The organism is Luteibacter sp. (assembly GCF_035539195.1).
Taxonomy (GTDB): Bacteria; Pseudomonadota; Gammaproteobacteria; order Xanthomonadales; family Rhodanobacteraceae; genus Luteibacter.
Genome location: NZ_DATLIW010000030.1, coordinates 357036 through 375609, shown reverse-complemented (window position 1 = coordinate 375609; position 18574 = coordinate 357036). Strand labels below are relative to the sequence as shown.

Genomic DNA, 18574 nt, shown 5'->3' with positions numbered 1-18574 from the left:
GACTTCCGTCACGCATGCCACCAACGTCTCCCTCGTTGGGGCATGCATCATTCAGTGTTTCCGCCTGTTCGACGAGCACGTCGACCGCTTCGCTCACATTTTCGGAGGTCCCGACGTGGCCAGGTTTCTTCTCACCATCGTGACCGGTGCCATCCTCTGCGGCACGGCGTACGCCGCACTAAAGCACGTGATGGCCGAGCCTGAGCCGGAAAGCTCGCATACCCTGGCGCCAACGGGCCCCTTACACGACCGGCTCCTCGCCGGCCGAGGTGCGAGCTACGTGCTTGAAATTCGAAATGCTGACGTGGCGGTTCAACGATGGGGCGGTCGACAACTCTGGCGAAAGATACGTGAGGCCGCGAGTCAACAGCATTCGTTTCTGGAGAATGAAGATCCTAAGCGCGCCTATCCCCGCGATTCGGCGAGCGTCGGTCAGACCTACGGCATTCTCTCGGGCACCGTCTTCGGCTCTGCCGGGACGTTCGCCGTGGAGTACTGGCCCGTTCCGACGTTCGTTCTTGGCCCTCCTCAACACCCCGAGCGTCTGGATCGGCCTGCGGGGGACATCGCTGGCTGGCGGCAAAGTGCGGGTCTCGCCGTCACCCTCTTCCTGTGGCAGGACGATGAGATGAGCGACAACGGGCAGGCGATGATCGAGCGCCTGTTTGCCTTCTTCGACGCGAACCCAGATGTGCCCGAAGCGCTGGTATTCGTCAACGATGGAGACTACGCGCGCATCTTGGCGGACCGCCCCGGAAGCGGCCGCTTGTCCAAGCCCATGGGTGTCCCGCATGTCCTGAACACGCACGCCGCAATACTGGTGTCGCGCAGCGACCGGGTGGATTCGCTCATTCGGCCGTATGTCAATCATCGCGAGGGCGACGTCAGCCTCAAGGACACCGAATCCGTCGGCACGCGCTTCTGGCAGTTTTACTGGCACAAGAACAACGGGCAGACGCCAGACGCGTTCACTGCTCACTACACCGCGAAGCTGGCGGCTGAGGGCAAAACCGGACTAGCGCCCATGATGTCGACCGACTGGTGGCACACACAGCTACCCGAGTTCTGGAACGCCGTCGGACCACAAGGCGACTTCAAGCCCACGCCCTTCCTGCCCATCCGATGGACCGCAGCGCAGCTCAAGCACTTCGACAACACCGCGTTGGTCGGCTATCTGCATCGCCCCGTGCACGTCCCCTTGCAGGACGACGAGGGGAAAGCCCTACCCCGTTCGGCACTGGTCGCGAACCTCCAGGCCGGCTGGGCGCAGGCCTTGAACGTGGCGCAGGCAGGTGGGCGCCCCTCACGCGTCGTCTTCGATAGCAGCCACGATGCAGCGTGGAGCGATGTGCTGACCGACGCCCTGAAGGGCGTGCCTGAACCGCTCGCCCTGGACGAAGAACCCGTCGGCTACGACCTTCGGCACCGCATCGGCAACACCGGCGCAGCCTCACCACTGGCTCAGATCGCCGTCGCTGCGATGGCAGGCCATGAGGACGGACGGGTCAGCGCGACGATCAATGTCGGTCTGGATGGCCATGCCGACATCATTCTCGTCACGCCTCCGGATGAGGCGCAACGTGAAAAGAACGAACTCAGCAACGCGGCGTACACGCTGTTCGGTGAAGCCAAGTAAGCCGTCACTAATACGCCATTCCGTCCCGCTCTTTTTTAAATACGACGTTCGCACAACTTGGAGAACCACCCCACATGGAGCGCTTTCGTTCCTCGCAGCTCCCCCTCGCCATGCTTTTCGCATTGGGATTTTTCGCCGCTATAAGTCCCACGCCTTGGATGCAGTGGACACTCGTTACTCTTTTCATTGGCTGCCTGGTGGCGGTCATCTTTGTGTTCCTTGTCAAACCCTATTGGGCCAAGAAAGCAGCACGTGGGCTAGAAAAGAATGTCGTTGGCGACGGGGGTGACGAATCGGATATTTCCGCAGACGTATCCTCTTCGGCCGACCCGAAAGGCGACGACAAGCTCTCGCAGGCCGAACTGAAAAATCGCCTGAAGCTCGCCGTGCGAACCGTCCGTGATTCCCGCCTCGGTGAGTCACGCGGCCGGGCCGCCCTGTACGACCTTCCCTGGTACATGCTTATTGGCCACTCCGCCGCCGGCAAGAGCACGGCCGTCACGCGGGCCGGGTTACGGTTTCCGCTGGGTGAAGAGCATGGCCGCGCCGTGCCGGGAGTTGGCGGCACGCGCGACTGTGACTGGTATTTCACCGCCGAGGGCATCCTGCTCGACACCGCCGGACGCTACAGCCAGTCGCGGGGCGACCACAGCCAATGGCAGGCATTCCTCGACATGCTCCGCAAGCATCGACCCCGAGCGCCCATCAACGGCGTCATCGTCACCGCGAGCTTAGACAACATTCGCCGACAGGCAAATGAAACCGCCGTTCCCGACGCGATCGAGCGGCACGCAGCCGACCTCCGCCAGCGCATCCACGAGGTCACTGAGCGCCTTCAAGTCACCGTACCGGTCTATGTGATCTTCACCATGGCCGATCGGATCGGCGGTTTCACCGAGTTCTTCAGCTTGCTGGATGCCGACGAGCGCAGTCGCGTATGGGGGGCCACGCTTCCCTTCGAGACCGAGGGCACCACGAATCCGACAGGTTTGTTCGCCGACCACTTCGACCAACTCGTGTCGGGACTTCGCTCGCACGCACGTACCCAGATGGCCCTGTCACCGGGCGCCATCCCAGGCGCGCTTCTGACCATGCCATCGGAGTTTGCGTCCTTCAAGCCGCTGTTGAGCCGTTTCATCGATGCCCTGTTTGAGGACAACCCGTTCCAGTTCCGCTCTGTTTTCCGTGGCTTCTATTTCACGAGCGCGGAGCAACACGGCGCAACAGCATCGGACCTGACGAAATCCATCGCCGAGCGATTCGCGCTCGATCCCCCTGGACGTTCTGAGGCTTCCGGTGGCATCAAGAAGGACGAGGCGGGGCCATCCAACGGCAGCAATGGTCACGCCTACTTCCTCCACGACCTCTTCCGGCAGGTAGTCTTCGCGGATTCCAAACTGGTCCGACAGGTCCGCACGCGAAGCGCCCGCCGCAGGCATACGGGCTTGGCCGTGTCGGGTTGTCTGGGCATCGGCTTGCTCTTCGCCGCGTTCGCCAGTGCATATCGCGCGAACCAGCAGCTGATTCGTAACGTCGCCGCTGACTTCGTGGAGGTGAAGCGTCTGCAGTCCGACCGCATCGACCTGAAGAGCCGCCTCGACGCGATGCTTGTCCTCCAGGATCGTCTGCAGCAGTTGCTCGCCTATCGGGATCGTTCGCCTATGGCGTTCTGGCCACTCTACTCAGGTGACAAGCTTCTCGACGCGGTGCGACGCGAATACTTCGCCGGCATGCGCCAACTCATGGTGACGCCCGTAAGCGCTGAGATGGAAACCTATCTGGCGCAGGTGGTGGCACAGGGGGGGAAGGCCGCGAGCCCGACCAAGGCTACCGACAGGACGGCTGAGCATTCGCCCTACCAGCCCACGTCGGCGACCGACAAAGGCGAGGCCTACAAGACCCTCAAAGCATACCTGATGCTGACCGATGCCCATCGAGCCGAGTCGGCTCACCTCGCGGCACAGCTGACGCGCTTCTGGCGCCAGTGGCTCGAGGAGCACCGGGGCGCGATGAGCCGCGAGGAACTGGTCGAGCGTGCCGAAAAGCTACTGTCGCTCCACGTCACGCTGGCAGCGGAGCCAGGCTGGCCCTCGATCCAGCCCCGTGCGGCCCTCGTGGACGACACCCGTCGCCTCCTGGCCGAGGCCATGCAGGGCGTTTCTGCACGCGATCGCGTCTTCGCCGAGATTGTCGCCCGCGCGTCGGCACGCTACCCCGCCACCACCGTGCGCGAGATCGTCGGCGGGTCCGGCGACTCGACCCTCGCGGGAAGCTACGCCATTCCGGGTGCCTATTCCGTGGCAGCCTGGAACGGTTACGTGAAACAGGCCATCGGCGATGCCTCGCGCAAGGCACTGGACACCAGTGACTGGGTGCTTCAGGACACCCATGTGGACGACCTGACCCTGTCAGGAAGTCCCGAGCACATCCGGAAAGACCTGCAAGCGCTGTACGCCGCGAACTACGTCGAGGAGTGGCAGCGCTTCCTCTCCGGCATCGGCACGGCGGAGTTCGCGGACTTCGGCCAGGCCGTGGCTGCCATGGAGCGTCTGGGCGATAGCGAGCAATCGCCCTTGCGCAAGCTGCTTGAGCGAGCGCGCGGCGAGACGGGCTGGGACGCATCGCCCGCCGGGAAGGTCGCGAGGGTACGCGAGAGCGGAGATGTCCTTGGCCTGGGTGACAAAGCGCCGGTCCTTCCCGAGGTGAACGCCACGGTGGCTTCTGACGGCCCGGTCTCCCGCGCCTTCGCCGGCCTTGCGAGGATGGTCGATGCTCGCGATGGTGCCGAACCTCCGCTGCGCGCCTATCTCGCGGCCCTCGGCCGGCTTCGCACTCGGCTGCATGGCATCGAAAACGAAGGCGAGATCGGCCCCGGGGCGCGGCGTCTGGTCGAAGCCACCTTGCAGGGCAAGGCATCCGAACTGGTCGATGCGCTACGAATCACCGACGAGCACATGTTGGTCGGCCTTTCCGACGAGCAACGCCGTGCACTTCGCCCTCTCCTTCTGCGCCCGCTGATGCAGACGTTCGCGTCACTGATGCCGCACGTGGAGAACGAACTCAACCGTGTGTGGAGTGCGCAGGTGTTCGAGCCCTTCCGCAAGGACCTGTTCCGCAAATTCCCCTTCGATGAGGAAGGTCGCGTGGAAGCGAACGCTGAGGAAATGGGAACCGTCTTCGGCCCATCGGGCGCCATTGCCCGGTTTGCAAGCGAAGCGCTTGGCCCCATGGTGGAGCGGCGTGGTGACGTCCTGACGCCGAGGCAGTGGGGCGAGAGCGGCATTGCCCTCGTGCCTACCCTGCTCTCAGACTTCCCGCAGTGGGTAGCGCCGCTGGGCAGCACCGTGGCCGGTCCGCAGACCCTGTTCCAGCTGATGCCCGAACCCACGCCTGGTGGTGTTTCCGAGTACACCGTGACGATCGGCAGCCAGAGTCTTCGCTATCGCAACGAACCACCGCAGTGGAGCAATTTCGCGTGGGGCGGGTCGTCGATGACGCCGATCGTCGTCATCGAAGCCACGGCCCGAGACGGCCGTATCGTTCGCATCGCCGATCTGCAGGGCGCCGATGCCCTTGGCGAACTGGTGCGCGCGGCGGAACGCAAGCGCGCCGACGACGGCACGCATAGCCTCAGCTGGTCCAGGGAGGGCCTGACCGTGGGCATGCGCCTGAAGATCGTCAGCACGGCTCAGGTCGACGCGGACGGCGCGCGCAAACGCGGACTTCGCGGTGTGCAACTCCCCGCCGTGGTCGCGGGCAAGGCCGACCCGGTGGCGACGACGGAGGGCGCGCCATGATGCGTACCCCCTCCGTCATCCCGAGCTACTTCGGTAAAGTGCCTTCGACCGACGACTTCATCAGTTCACCTGGTTCCGACCACCGCCTTGTGCGCCGCCTGGATCGCTGGCTGGCCGAGTGCATGGCACGGCTTGCGGAGTTTCCGGGCTGGCAGGCGGCCTACGACGCCACCGGGCCTCTCGACATCCTCGCCGCCGCCACCGCAAGCGACAGTGTGGTCGCCGCCTCGTGCCGCCCCAGTCAAGATCGCGCTGGCCGTCGCTTCCCCCTGCTCGCATGCCTTCGCGTGCGGTCGCGAACACCGATATCGTTCGCTGCATCGGCACCTGCATCACTCGCCACCCTCTGGTCGCGCTTGCAGCACGACCTCGCACAGCTTCATAGCGTCGACGACGCAGGACCATCGCTCCGGGCGATGTCCATGTCGGCGGTTTCGCTGGCCGGGGGCGCCGGGCACACCGAAAAGGCGCTCGACGAGTACGTGGCGACAGAGTCCGTCGCCGACCTCGACCAGCTGATCGCGGCGGCAGGCCACTACACCCAGGTCTTACACGTGCTCGCCGCGCTACACCCGCTCCTGCGAGCCGTTGCCGCGCAGCCCGACGCCAGTATCCACCGAGGCCTTATCCTCCCGCTGCCGGCGGATCCTTTGCGCCGGCCGCGAGTCGCGGCGTTCTGGATGACCCAGGTCGCGACTTATCTCGCAGCCCGCGATGTGGAAGTCGTGGCATTGCTCGCGACGACACCGACCCCTCGCCTGGTCCTCAGTCTCGACGGCACACGTGGAACGGAGCTCACGGCCGCCGTCCACGCCGACTGGGTGAGGGACGCGTATATCGACCTCACGGATGCACCACCGCCTTCGCACGAACAACTGCCCAGCCGTATGCCGGTCTCGCCGCACGTGCCTTTGTCGCGCCTTAGTGACGCCTTTCTGTCCGCTCATCGGAAAAATTCGTAATGCGTAAGACATCCCTCGGGCGCGCCCTGGCAATCGGCCTCGCACTCGTATTCAGCCATCCTACGGCGGCAGCCGACGCTCCGGTTGTCGTCGAAGGGCTCGTTGCCGATGAGGCAACCCGTGCAGGCATCCTCCAACGACTGCGCGCCATCTACGGCGACGCGAGGGTCATGGATCGTATGGAAGTCGGGGCTGTTACCGCCCCTGCCAACTGGTCGCGTTATGTGACGCAAGTCCTCACGGAAGACTTCAAGCAGGTTTCGGCTGGCGAACTTCGTGTCGACGGGAGCGCCGTACATCTGAGTGGCAAGGTGGCCGATAAGGACCGGCTCGAACGCCTTCAGGCCCATGTGAAAGCGGCCTTCAACCCCACCTACGAAATCCACGACGAACTGACCATCGACGACACCGGCGAAAGGCAGGACGTGCTGAACCGCGCACTCGCCAGCCGCACCGTCCAGTTTGAAAGCGGCAGTGCCATCCTCACAGTTGCAGGCCAGGGCGTACTCGACGACATGGCCGCCGCCATCATACGCGTGGGCGTTCCCCAGCTCGACATCGTGGGTCACACCGACAGCGCCGGTGACAGGCAGAACAATATCCTTCTGAGTGTGCAACGAGCCGACGCCGTCAAGGCGTATCTCAATCAACGCGGTATCGAAGCGCAACGCATGATCGTCAGTGGCCGCGGCCCCGACCTGCCGGTGGCCGACAACGCGACGTCCGCGGGCCGCGCTCAGAACCGACGCATCGAATTCATCATCCGCCGCTCGTAACAGCGGTAAGCAAGGAGTACTGCATGAGCAAACCCCTCATCGTCGTCGGAGATTCTCACTCGCACGGCGGCAATGTCCTGACCTCGTCCTCGCACATGGATATCGGCGGCAAGCTCGTTGTATGCCTGGGAGACGAGGCGATCTGTCACGTGCATGGGCGTACGCACGTGGCGCAGGCGTCGTCGAACCTCACGTGCTATGGACGCACGGTTGCTTGCGATGGTGATCGACTGGCGTGCGGGGGCGTGCTCAAAGCGAGTCAAGGAACAGTTGATTGCGTTTGACTTCATTCGGTTCAACGTCTCGCGCACACACCAAGAATAATCGTGGTCAATTTTCAGATTCGTCCTAGTTCGGACATTGCTTAGCCTTGCTAGCGTAATGCCCCGCACACGCACGGTGTCACTATGGGTACGATCCCGAATATCAAGGAACACTTCGCCAGCGAGATGAACGACCAGCGACGCATGCTCGCCGTCGACTTCGGCGGCTGGAGTGCCGAAACCCGGCCGCCTGAACGCTCGTTCCTTCCCTGCCGTCTCGAACTGACCGAGAGCCTTTCGACGCCGTTCCGTGCCGTCGTCCACGGACTGACGCCGGACTTCTGGCGGTACCCGCATGTCGATGTCCCCGGTGATCGCGATGTCGAGCCGCATCCGGACCGCTTCCTCGGGCTGGCTACCCGAATCACGATTCGGGCCGAAGGGCGCGTCCATCTGGTTCACGGCGTGGTGATGCGCGCGCGGCACCTGGGCAACTGGTTCAGCGAATCCGAGCGTGTGGGCTACGACGCGTTCGAACTGGTGGTCGAGGCGCCGCTCAATCTACTTGACTTGCGCCGCGCCAGCCGCGTGTACCAGGAACGCACCACCCTGCAGATCCTGCACGAGCTGCTCGAGGAACATCGATTGCACAATCACGTCGTCGCCAAGACCTTACGTGCGACGTTCCCCAATCAGCGTTACGATGGCTATCTGACACGTGCTTGCCGCACCCAGTATCAGGAGTCGGATCTCGACTTCATCCAGCGCCTGCTGATCGGCGAAGGCCTCAACTACGTGCTGGAAGCCGAGGCCGGCTCCAACGGCTTCGGCAATGCGTGGCACGTCTTCGGCGCCGACCACGATTTCGGCAAGACCCACGACGCCATCCTGAATACCACGCCCGGTCGCGGCGAGCTGGAACTGTTGAACTGGTACGGGCACCGCCAAATGGTGCCGGCCTATACGCACGCGGTCAGCCACGACTACAAGGACAACACCCACTACGAGGGTACGGCACGTGGCCGCGACAACATCGGCGTGGGCGCCATCGCCCGGGGCGCGTTCGGTAGCTACGAGAGCCTCTCGCCTCGCGCGGTCAAGACACCGTCCTCCGAGATGGACGTGCCAGCCAGCCACCGGCAGTGGGCGCACGATATGGAGGCCGAGGTCTATGACGGCGAGACGACCGCCCCGCTCGGGCTGGCAAAGCCCATTCGCGTCCTCGGTCTGGAAACCGCCCGTACGCCCCTGCGCACGAGCGAGGAAGCCAACGAGCGTGACGACGACTATATCGTCACGGCACAGACCGTCATTGCCACCGCGCCCCTGCACGCGGAAATGCGCCAACGCTGGGCGTCACTGGCGACGGACGTGCGAAGACGTGCGGGCGTTGAGCTCTTTCAGGCCGACGATGACGAGACCCGTCCCCTCCGGGTGACGTTCAAGGCACACCCGCGTCGCTCGCGCATCGTACCGCCGCACCCACGGCACGCCCGCCGGCCTTTACCGGGCGCAATGACGGCCACGGTCGTCGGTGGCGAAGGCGCCGTCGTCGAAACCGACGAGCTGGGCCGTATCGCGGTGGTATTTCACTGGGAACGCGCACCCGACGTCCCGCAGTTTGCAGTGAACTTCCCGACGTTTCCACGCCCACCGACCCGCGTCCGCTACGTCCATCCGGGCGCCGGTCAGGGTGTCGGCATGCAATACCTGCCTCGCGTCGGCGACGAGGTGCTGATCCTGTTCATCGACAACGACCCGGATAGACCCATCGCCGTGGGTAGTGTGCACAACGGCGAACTGGGCACGCCGCGATTCGGTGGCGTGGCGAGCCTGCCGAAGGATTCGGCGCTTACCGGATTACGCACAGGCGAGCATAAGGGTGGTGGTGCCAATGAACTGGTGTTCGACGATACGACCGGTGAAGTTGGCGTACGGTTGGGTAGCTCCACATCCGCGACTGATCTCAACTTGGGGCACATCGCGGCAGCGCGTCAGGGTGGCGAAGCGGCCCCGCGCGGAACAGGTGCGGAGCTCCGTACCAACGGCTCTGCTGCGATCCGAGCAGCGCAGGGCATGTTGCTTACGACATATGGGCGTTCCCAGAATCAGGGAGCACAACTCGACCACCAGGAACTAGATACGCTCCTCGCCTCATGTTTTGACCTATTTCGAGGCCTGGGCGAGAGCGCTGGCCGCGCTCATGGAAGGTCGCATGACCTTCGAAGCCGCGACGCCGTCACGGAAGCGCTGGATTCATGGAAGTCGAATGGCGAACCATCTGCCAGGTCTCCCGTTGTAGCTGTTGCCGCAGTAGGCGGCCTATTGGCAGCTACTCCGGACGCGGCATTGGTATATGCCGGGTCGAATATCGATATGGTTGCTGCCGCGCACGTCCAGCTCTGCAGCGGTGCCGAAACTTCGATCACAGCTGCAACCGGCTTAGCGTTCGACTCACAGTCTGGTGGCATCCGAGCTGCGTCGGAACAAGGCTCCATCGGCATCCACGCGAAGAATGACAGCATCCGTGCCGAAGCCAAGCAGGAAATCAGACTGATCGCTGAACTCGACACGCTCTCTCTGCAGGGGAAGACGATTCGTCTAATCGCCCAGGATGGCAGTTACGTGACCATCGGAGACGGAGGGGTTGAGATCGGATCCGAGGGTCATCTCGTTATCAAAACGTCCAAAATTCACCACCGGGGCCCGTCGAAGTTGTCCCCCGAAAAGCTTGGCGACCACGAAAGCGAGTCAACGCCTCTCTTGCAACGATACAACTGGCTTTCTCACGACGAGGGCGAACACCGATGACCGAAACGAACCTTGCATTCGCACACGTAGAGTCGTCGGCGGACGTGTCTATTAGGAAAGCACGCAGTGAAAGAATGCCTTCGAAGATGTGGACGTATCCGTTCCCGCTTCGCAATCTCGATCAACCTAACGACATGCGTAGTCACTTCGAGGCGATGTCGACAATGAAATTCGGATTCTTTCCGCTAAGCGCCACAGGTGCCGCACAGGGAAGCATTCATTTCGGACGAGATTCCAACGCAGCCCTCAACCAGGATGACGGCTTTCACTGCATCGCCGACGGCGAAGTTGTCGCGTACCGGCTGGACAGCACATTGTGCCGCCTCGACTACGATCCCGACCGGGTGATTTTCCACTCGCTTGGTTTTGTGCTTGTAAGACATCGGATCGCGCTCCCGCCGGAGCCCGTCGCGCCGGCTGATGATGGGGGCGTGACCGCTGGTGAGGCAGCGATTGCCCCGCCCGCTGGGGACGGAATCGACGTCTATAGCCTATACACCTATACGCGCCCACTCGATGCGTACCCTTACAGCCCGCCCGGGTTCACCGAAGGAACACTGCCGTACTGGAAGGGTACGCGCACGTTCCGTGCGGGTGAGCGCAGCTCTGATCGGCAAAAGCCCCCCCACACACCTGACAGTCCCGAAGACCGCGCGGCACGTCGCGCGGCGCAACTTGATCCAGCAGCTCAGGCTCCCGCACCCGTGGTGGGATTGAACATCCGGTCCGAAGGCCGAAGCGGTGCGCGCATCCTCGGCATCCTACCCCGCGGCAGCGTGATCACGGCCCGCGATGGCAAGGATCATGGATGGGCACAGCTGCAGGCCATTAGGACTGGAGCACCGGTTGGTGCCATCGTGGGGGACGCACCGGATCCGACGGTCCTGAACGGCTGGGTCTTCCTGGGCGAACTCGATGCCAACAACCAGCCCGACGCGGATACTCTTGATCGAGTTGTCGTGTTGGAAACGCCGCATCCCGTGAAGGCGGGCGATCTCCTGGGCTATCTCGGGGAAAACACCGGCCCCGGCGATGCACGACCGCCCACTGGCGCCGCACAGTCTCGCCCCGCTCTGGCCCTGGAGGTATTTGCCGGTGACGGTTTCACCGACTACCTCGCCGAAGCTCGGCGCCGCGCGGCAGCCATGCCCGATCGCGAGAAGTCGATTCTCGTCATTGAGGCCGGGGCCACCCTGTGCTCGGCCCTACGTCCGGCAGACGCCAACTACGCAGACGATCACCAAGTCGTCCCAGACGCAAACGCACCAAGCGGCGGCATCCTCGTTCACGGCCAGCTGCATCGCGTCGCCGGCCGTCAGCCTGGCAACATCGCCCGTGGTGAAAAGACGACCGGCTTCCATCGCTCCGCCGACGGCCTGCGCAGGATCGAGTCCGCTGAATATACCGCGCTGAGTTCGTCGGCGAAAACCGAGTACCCGATGATCGAAGTTCTCGCGCCCATCACTCCCACAGTAACGTGCTGGGCGGATCGCACCGATTCCCTATTGGACGGCGCGCCCATCGTCGCATGGACAACGGCGCCTCTGTCCCTGACCGACGCAAACGTAACCACTGGCTACGAAGCCATCTTTCACCGGGCCGAACTCAACGCCTTGGCGAAGGAGCGAAAGTTCGTCGAGCCAGACGGAACACTCTGGTGGCAAGTCGAACTAGGTAGCCCTGACAACGCCCCGATACTGGCGTGGGTCCGCGAAAAGGAGCACCCCGGAACGCGCTGGGAGATACCGCATGCGTGGCCCGGCTTCACCGTCATCGACGGCACGCTGGCAACGCCAGAGAATGCGTTCCGCCGGCACGTCTGCATCACCGGGCGCGTACGGCCCGAAGAAGAAGAGGAATTTCAGGCAAGCGCTTCGGAGCTCAGCCAAAGCGCATTTATCCGTGGGATAGAAACAGCCATCGATAAGGCCGGTACCCTAGATGGAAAGGTCACCGGCGCCGACATCGGCAAGGCACGTTCATCGTACTGGCTATCGCATGCTCTGAGCCGATTGATCGTCCGCTTCGAAAGCCAGTGGAGTGAAGATATGAGCCGCTGGCGGTGCCTCGACCAGGTCATGCACCCGGACTGGCTCGTGGAGATGCAGCGGCAAGAAAAGCGTGCCTGGTGGGGTGTTATGGCCGGCCAGCTGGAAGGATTTCCGAGTGATGCACATGTGCACCACATTCACCCTTTTGGCTGGGTGGATAATTTCAAACCGCGCTCCGTGATGATCGACGTAGAGGAGTTCATCCGACTTTATCTAGCAATCCATGCCGAGTTAGGCGCCTACCAGACAAAGGAACGCACCGTCGTGAGAGCGCCCCCTATGAAAGAGGCATCGACGAGAAATCTGCGTGAACTACTCACACGAATTATCGCACTCTACGGCGAATCAAACGAAGACCCGTCGATACCGCATATCGCCTACATGCTAGCGACCGCAAGGCACGAAGCTTACAACCCCTATCAAGCGTTGTTCTTCTCTCCAATCTCTGAACGAATAAGCGAAGTCAAAGCCGAGATTAGATATGGTCTGGCGGATGATCCGGATCTTGACATTACAAAGGAAACCGACAGAAAAAAACAAAGACTCAAGAACGAGAGGTCAAGAAAGAACGGAAACACCGAACCGGGTGACGGCTTCAGATATAGGGGTCGGGGTTTTGTTCAGATCACTTGGAAGAACAATTATAAGAGGCACGGCCGCAATCTGAATATCGACCTCGTTGCAAATCCTGACCTTGCATTGGATTGGACGACCGCGAGCAGAATTATGTTCTTCGGAATGAAGAACGGATTGTTCACTGGTCGATCGCTCGCAGACTATACTCACGAAGGAAAGACCGACTATGTCAAAGCTAGATCGATCATCAATGGTGACGAACGGGAGGCACAGGAGGCGATCGCATCGTTTGCCCTGGCCATTGAGGCTTGCTTGCGAGCTGCAAGTCGCTAGCGCATTGTTACTGCTCGGAACAGAAGAGGTAGCGGCAGCATCCTCTAACAACGAGTGTGTCGTTACGACAAATGAAGCTGGTGATCTCCTGTGCACGACTCAGAACGGCGACGTTGCACTCGGCAAGGGCTTCATCATCGACGTACCGTTAGAGCAGACTAGTATTGTGGATCGAGACGACGGCCAATTTTTGATTAGTCAAAGTTACGCAGCCGACCACAACATTATCGTGGTACCCGTACGCCAAGATCATGGAGCACCGTACTTTGATCGCATAATTGAATTTGCGAGAGACAGACTTAGTGTTTCCGAGCAACTTGACTACTCTATTTATGGGCACGAATACACCCTACCCACTAGGCACTCTCTAAAGGTATTCAGCTGGGATAACGTGCGATATCTCAGGGACACCCAGGCAACATTAGCGGACAAAAAAGCCGAACAAGCACGAGATGGCAGCAAGGGGAACATAGCCACACCCCAAGGCTTCACCCTTACAGAGACACGTGTCTATGGCGCCGACGGCGGACAGAGGGGCGTGCGGTACTACATCGATCCGATGCGGCGGGGCTTCTCTGTTGACTCAACTGGATGTTTCATCAATTGCCCAACGAGCGCCAAAAGCGAACTGTCTAGATATAGCGGAGGAGTCGGCAAGTCTTATATTACCGGGGATATGCAAATCAACGGCAGGCAGTTCAAGGGAAGCTACAAATACACCTCCGGAAGTCACTCTCTTGAAATCAGCGGCACTTCGAACGAGAAGAACGAGGTTGAACTCGTCGAGAGTGATCCCAAAGGCGCATCAAAAGTAACGGGCCGAATTCGAGGAAGGATACGCATTCGCGGGATTGAGGGGATATGGACGTCGCCGGATGGTAAACGGACGGCACCCTTCTTTTTCATGCCCCAAATCCTATAGAAACGATCCGATTTTGTGGACATCTTCGGTGAAAGCCGGGTGCCAGACGGGCGAGGTACTCGCGCCGATCATCTCGGTCGTCTTGTGCTTGATGGATCGCACCAATTTACGTCGATACGGTGCTCCCTTCGCGGCTTGAATAACGGTGCCTCTGTCGCTGGCCGGTGCGGAACCAAACACCGGCCACAAGGCCCTCGTCCACCACGTCAAGCTCAAAGCCTCCGCGAACGAGCTGGAGCTCGTCGAGCGAATGACTCGCTCTTCGGGCAGGTCGAGTCGTGCACCAAGGTGTCAGTACCAGAATGAGAGGCAAGCGCTTTAATCAAAAGGCAAGACCGTCGCAACGACCGCAGTGTCGTCCCTAACGTGAATGACCAGTGTGGCTCCTCCGGAAGACTTGGTCGCCTGGACCGCATATGCCAAGGTGGCTAACGACGCGCCGTTCCCAAGAGAGATCGCCTTCGACCGAACGTTAATGACAGCTCTTGACGCGCTAGGCGCCGCCGGGGCGACGGGATTCAGGATGTCGTAGACAAGTTGAAAGACGCTACGCGACTCCGGCATTTCATCGATCAACGCACGCTGCACATCGTTTGGATCGAGCAAATCACCGCTTGGGCCACACTTCGGCAACGCAGAGCCGCCAGGCAGCGCAGGACCGCGCCGCATGTCACTTACCGACGTAGAAACCGACCGGCGGAGCAATCCAAGGCACGTTGTATTATCCAAAGCATGAAGCTCACGCAACCGCCAGGGCACGGGTGCAAAGATGCTGCGACCAGGAAAATTCTGCTCAGGCGTTAAGGCAAACGTCGGCTCTATCTTCGACCGCCAGACGTCGGCATCCAGCCGTAGTCCTGTTGCCCTCCCAGGATCCAGTTCATTCGTTGCCTTCAAAAACAGAGAGAGCACTGGATCTGACTGACATGCTGCTTCGGCTGGGGTCTTCTCGACTGCAAATGGCCTGATGGCCGTCTCGATGTTATCTCTTTTGGTGATGAACATTGCGCTCACGCTGGACGTCACACTGCTTGACGTGCCAGGCCTGTATGTCGGACCGTCGGCGCTCACTACCAAGAGCATCGGTAACGTCGGATTCTGATCGAATACGGAGAATATTGCCTCGTTCACATCAGTCCCGTACTTAGTTTCGGGACGCATCGATATGAAACACAGGCTTGCATAGCGCGGCCCTAACTCAGCGATAGCGGCCACCGGGTTGAGCGGCTCGACGCCATCGTCCTCGGGAGGCCATACAAGGATTGGGACAAGTGAAGTGCACGGTATCGAGTCGCATATCCCTTGCATGGCGCGAGCCAATGGACTCAGCGGATGCGGCCCGCCTCGGAAACGCTGCACCGGGCCATCCTCAGCAGTTGGTGCGTGTTCAGAAGATCTGCCGTCACGCAGGGCATGCCAGGCGCCAATCCCAATCTCATTGCCCACCACGAGAGAGAGACCACGAATTTCGAGCATTCCCTCATCCGGACGGAGCAAGGCGTCCCTAGTCCCAGCCTCCACGCTGCGAGCATTGGAGGTCGAGGCGATTTCCATCCCGATGAGGCTGCCACAAACGACAAAGATGCTCGCCAGGCCTAACATAAGAAGATCGCTCCACCCCTGGTTCCCTGGCAGTTCGAGTATGTCTACGGAAAACGCTATGACGGCGACCGCTACGGCCCATGATGCGCTAGACACGACTGCGATGAGGCCATACTTTCGCGCAGCCAACGAAACGGTTCCTCTCGACGCACGAATTCGACCCAAAATACCCGAGAAGTATGCTTCAGACATGGGCATCTCCAGCTGCGGACGCTCGGGCATGCTTACACACCAATTTCTGATCCTTCGCGACAGACAGCTTGATCGGCTGCTTGTGCTTGCTTAAATGGTCATCCACCATGATCAAGGAAGCGATCGAACCAACAACCTCCCCGTCTATAATCCGAATAGCATCCCGCGCCCCCGCATCAGCCTCCTTGCATCGCGACAGCACCCAATCGACCACGGCCTTGCCGTAACTAAGGCCAGCTCCGTGCTTCGCAATCAGCCGCGCACCGACAGCGTCCAACCGACTCCGGATTACAACCTCCAGCACATCGTCACTCAGCGGGTAGAAAGGCACGACTGTCGTGCGCCCGAGGAACGCAGGTTTGAACGCCTTGTAAAGCGACGGCCGCAACACGTTGAGAAGCGCGTCGCGATCGGGGCGTTCGTCGCCGTCCAGGTTGAGGCATGCCTGCATGATCGCAGCGGATCCCACATTGCTCGTCAGGATGATCGTCGTCTGTCGGAAGTCGACCTCGCGGCCTTCAGCATCGGCCATATAGCCGCGGTCGAACACCTGGTAGAACAGCTCCAGGACATCGCCGTGCGCCTTTTCCACTTCGTCGAGCAGCAGGACGCTATACGGCTGCCTGCGAACAGCTTCCGTGAGAGTCCCGCCCTCTCCATACCCGACATAACCTGCAGGCGCTCCCTTGAGGCCAGAGACCGAATGGGCTTCCTGATACTCGCTCATATTGATGGTGATGAGCTTTCGCTCGCTACCGCTCAGGGCTTCGGCAAGGGCGAGTGCCGTCTCCGTCTTGCCGACACCGGATGGTCCGACGAACAGGAACACGCCCTGCGGCCGGCGGGGATCCGCCAGCCCGGCACGAGCTGACCTAACGCGATTCGCCACCTCCGCGAGGGCGTGGCCCTGCCCCGTCACGCGCTCGGCCAGGCGCGATTCGAGTTGGGACAACGCCAGGGCTTCGGTGCTGGCAATGCGACCCGCGGGAACGCCTGTCCACTCGGCCACGACAGCGGCGACCACGCTCGCATCGACGACCCACGGTACCAGGGGTATATCGGCTTGCATCTCTTCCAGATCGCGAATGGCGGACGCATGCCCAAGGTCCCCTGCGACTGGCTCAGTCCCCTCTCTACCGACCTCAATGCGTTCGACAAGCGCACGCTCCGCCGCCAGTGCCTCTTGCATTCCTTCGAGACGCCGGGCCGCCAGCTCGACTTCGAGGCGTGCGTCGCCGGCGCGTTCGTGAGATACATCCACCACTTTCATATCTCGCAGGAGCGCCTCTACCCGTGCCTTAGCCCGGAAAAGCCGCGCACCCTCGAGCGTCACACTCGGATGCGGCTCGCAGCGACTCAACATGACGCGGGCCACTGCCGTGTCGAGCAACGCGATGGCCTTGTCGGGAAGCTGGCGGTCCGCGATATATCGCGCCGACAGCGCGACCGCCGCCTGGACCGCCTCGTCCACGATGCGAACACCAGCATGCGCCTCAAGCGTCGGTACGATGGCGCGAAGCATGTCCTCCGCCGTGGCGTGGTCGGGCTCGGAGACCTTTACCGGCTGGAACCGACGTGTCAGCGCTGCATCCTTCTCCACGTAGCGCTTGTACTCCGCCCATGTCGTGGCGGCGATCGTACGCAGCTCGCCCCGTGCGAGGGCGGGCTTGAGCAGGTTGGCAGCATCGTTCTGACCTGCCGTTCCGCCGGCGCCTATAAGGGTGTGGGCCTCGTCGATGAACAGGATGATTGGATGGGGACTGGACTGAACCTCACTGAGCAAGTCGCGAAGGCGACTCTCGAACTCACCCTTCACGCTCGCTCCGGCCTGCAGCAGCCCCATGTCGAGTGACCTGATCTCCGTATTCTTGAGGAGTTCGGGCACCTGGCCTCGAGCGATCGACAGCGCAAGGCCTTCCACGACCGCCGTCTTTCCGACGCCGGCCTCACCCACCAGGATCGGGTTATTCTGCCGACGTCGACACAGTATGTTGATTAGCTGCAGCGTCTCGGCTTCGCGGCCGACAACAGGGTCCAGCTGGCCGTTGCGGGCGCGATCGGTGAGATCGAGAGAGAACCTGTCAAGGGCGATCCGCGTACCGCATGTCGCGTTCACAGGTATCGAAGGGGCGTCCGCCGGCGGCAGATTCGTGTCCTCTGGTGGGGACTCGGCAACGCCGGTGGCGAGCAGCATCAGTTGCGAACGCACCACGTGTACATCGATGGATGCCAGTCGCGGAGAAACGCGTGCAAGCATCGGTCGCCACTCATCTCGACCAAGCAGCGCGGCCAGTACGTGACCGCTTCGAATGGGCTGCCCGTTTCGTTCCTGGTTCGCGACGACATCCGCTTGCTCAAAAAGCGACGGGATGAAGCCGGCGAAGACCGGTGTATGCGCATTGCCGTCACGGAATCCCTTGAGTCGGCCCTCGAGGTCGGCGCGTACGCCCGCACCAAGATTGCCCAACCGATCCAGAAGGAGATTCAGGTCGCAGCCGGGCGTTTCGAGCATCGCGAGCAGCACGTGCTCGACGTCGACCTCATGGTGCCCACGTGTGACACACAGATTGGCGGCACGTGCCGTCGCTCCGCGGCATGTCGGGGTCATGCGACCGATGAGGGATGAAAGGTGGTCAGACATAAAGCGTCCTTG

General features: G+C 61.6%; 10 protein-coding genes. 8 read left to right on the top strand and 2 right to left on the bottom strand.

Annotated features, from left to right (window positions below):
* Nucleotides 1-115: 115 nt before the first annotated feature.
* The 8 genes from VM621_RS11535 to VM621_RS11500 all read left to right on the top strand — a co-directional run bounded on the left by VM621_RS11535 (nucleotide 116) and on the right by VM621_RS11500 (nucleotide 14127).
* Nucleotides 116-1636: a type VI lipase adapter Tla3 domain-containing protein gene (locus VM621_RS11535; protein ID WP_325469091.1), complete on the top strand. Its 1521-nt coding sequence runs from the start codon at nucleotides 116-118 to the stop codon at nucleotides 1634-1636.
* A gap of 74 nt (nucleotides 1637-1710) precedes the next feature.
* A complete protein-coding gene (tssM, locus tag VM621_RS11530) occupies nucleotides 1711-5433 on the top strand; it encodes a type VI secretion system membrane subunit TssM (protein WP_325469090.1) in 3723 nt (1240 codons plus the stop codon).
* Complete coding sequence (gene tagF, locus VM621_RS11525; protein WP_325469089.1) at nucleotides 5430-6395, top strand: type VI secretion system-associated protein TagF; 966 nt, start codon at nucleotides 5430-5432, stop codon at nucleotides 6393-6395. Before tssM ends, tagF begins: the two co-directional genes overlap by 4 nt.
* 170 nt (nucleotides 6396-6565) lie before the next feature.
* Nucleotides 6566-7171 carry an OmpA family protein gene (locus VM621_RS11520; protein WP_325469088.1) on the top strand — a complete coding sequence of 202 codons (606 nt, stop codon included), beginning with the start codon at nucleotides 6566-6568 and terminating at the stop codon, nucleotides 7169-7171.
* 23 nt (nucleotides 7172-7194) lie between these two features.
* On the top strand, nucleotides 7195-7455 hold the full coding sequence (locus VM621_RS11515) for a PAAR domain-containing protein (RefSeq protein ID WP_325469087.1): 261 nt from the start codon (nucleotides 7195-7197) through the stop codon (nucleotides 7453-7455).
* A gap of 123 nt (nucleotides 7456-7578) precedes the next feature.
* On the top strand, nucleotides 7579-10245 hold the full coding sequence (locus tag VM621_RS11510) for a type VI secretion system Vgr family protein (RefSeq protein WP_325469086.1): 2667 nt from the start codon (nucleotides 7579-7581) through the stop codon (nucleotides 10243-10245).
* A 74-nt stretch (nucleotides 10246-10319) separates the two neighbouring features.
* Nucleotides 10320-13205 carry a hypothetical protein gene (locus tag VM621_RS11505; protein WP_325469085.1) on the top strand — a complete coding sequence of 962 codons (2886 nt, stop codon included), beginning with the start codon at nucleotides 10320-10322 and terminating at the stop codon, nucleotides 13203-13205.
* Nucleotides 13206-13209: 4 nt separating this feature from the next.
* A complete protein-coding gene (locus tag VM621_RS11500; protein ID WP_325469084.1) occupies nucleotides 13210-14127 on the top strand; it encodes a hypothetical protein in 918 nt (305 codons plus the stop codon).
* A 318-nt stretch (nucleotides 14128-14445) separates the two neighbouring features.
* Here VM621_RS11500 and VM621_RS11495 read toward each other — a convergent pair whose 3' ends face one another.
* Nucleotides 14446-15921: a hypothetical protein gene (locus VM621_RS11495; protein ID WP_325469083.1), complete on the bottom strand. Its 1476-nt coding sequence runs from the start codon at nucleotides 15919-15921 to the stop codon at nucleotides 14446-14448.
* Entirely contained in the window at nucleotides 15914-18562 is a 2649-nt protein-coding gene (tssH, locus tag VM621_RS11490; RefSeq protein WP_325469082.1) for a type VI secretion system ATPase TssH, read from the bottom strand. The genes VM621_RS11495 and tssH overlap by 8 nt, the downstream gene beginning before the upstream one ends.
* Between the last annotated feature and the right edge of the window lie 12 nt (nucleotides 18563-18574).

Excerpts from the sequence above, each read along its gene's own strand:
- tssH (WP_325469082.1), bottom strand. The coding sequence starts at position 18,562 with ATGTCTGACCACCTTTCATCCCTCATCGGTCGCATGACCCCGACATGC.
- VM621_RS11515 (WP_325469087.1), top strand. The coding sequence starts at position 7,195 with ATGAGCAAACCCCTCATCGTCGTCGGAGATTCTCACTCGCACGGCGGC.
- VM621_RS11520 (WP_325469088.1), top strand. The coding sequence starts at position 6,566 with ATGGATCGTATGGAAGTCGGGGCTGTTACCGCCCCTGCCAACTGGTCG.
- tssM (WP_325469090.1), top strand. The coding sequence starts at position 1,711 with ATGGAGCGCTTTCGTTCCTCGCAGCTCCCCCTCGCCATGCTTTTCGCA.
- tagF (WP_325469089.1), top strand. The coding sequence starts at position 5,430 with ATGATGCGTACCCCCTCCGTCATCCCGAGCTACTTCGGTAAAGTGCCT.
- VM621_RS11510 (WP_325469086.1), top strand. The coding sequence starts at position 7,579 with ATGGGTACGATCCCGAATATCAAGGAACACTTCGCCAGCGAGATGAAC.
- VM621_RS11495 (WP_325469083.1), bottom strand. The coding sequence starts at position 15,921 with ATGTCTGAAGCATACTTCTCGGGTATTTTGGGTCGAATTCGTGCGTCG.
- VM621_RS11505 (WP_325469085.1), top strand. The coding sequence starts at position 10,320 with ATGCCTTCGAAGATGTGGACGTATCCGTTCCCGCTTCGCAATCTCGAT.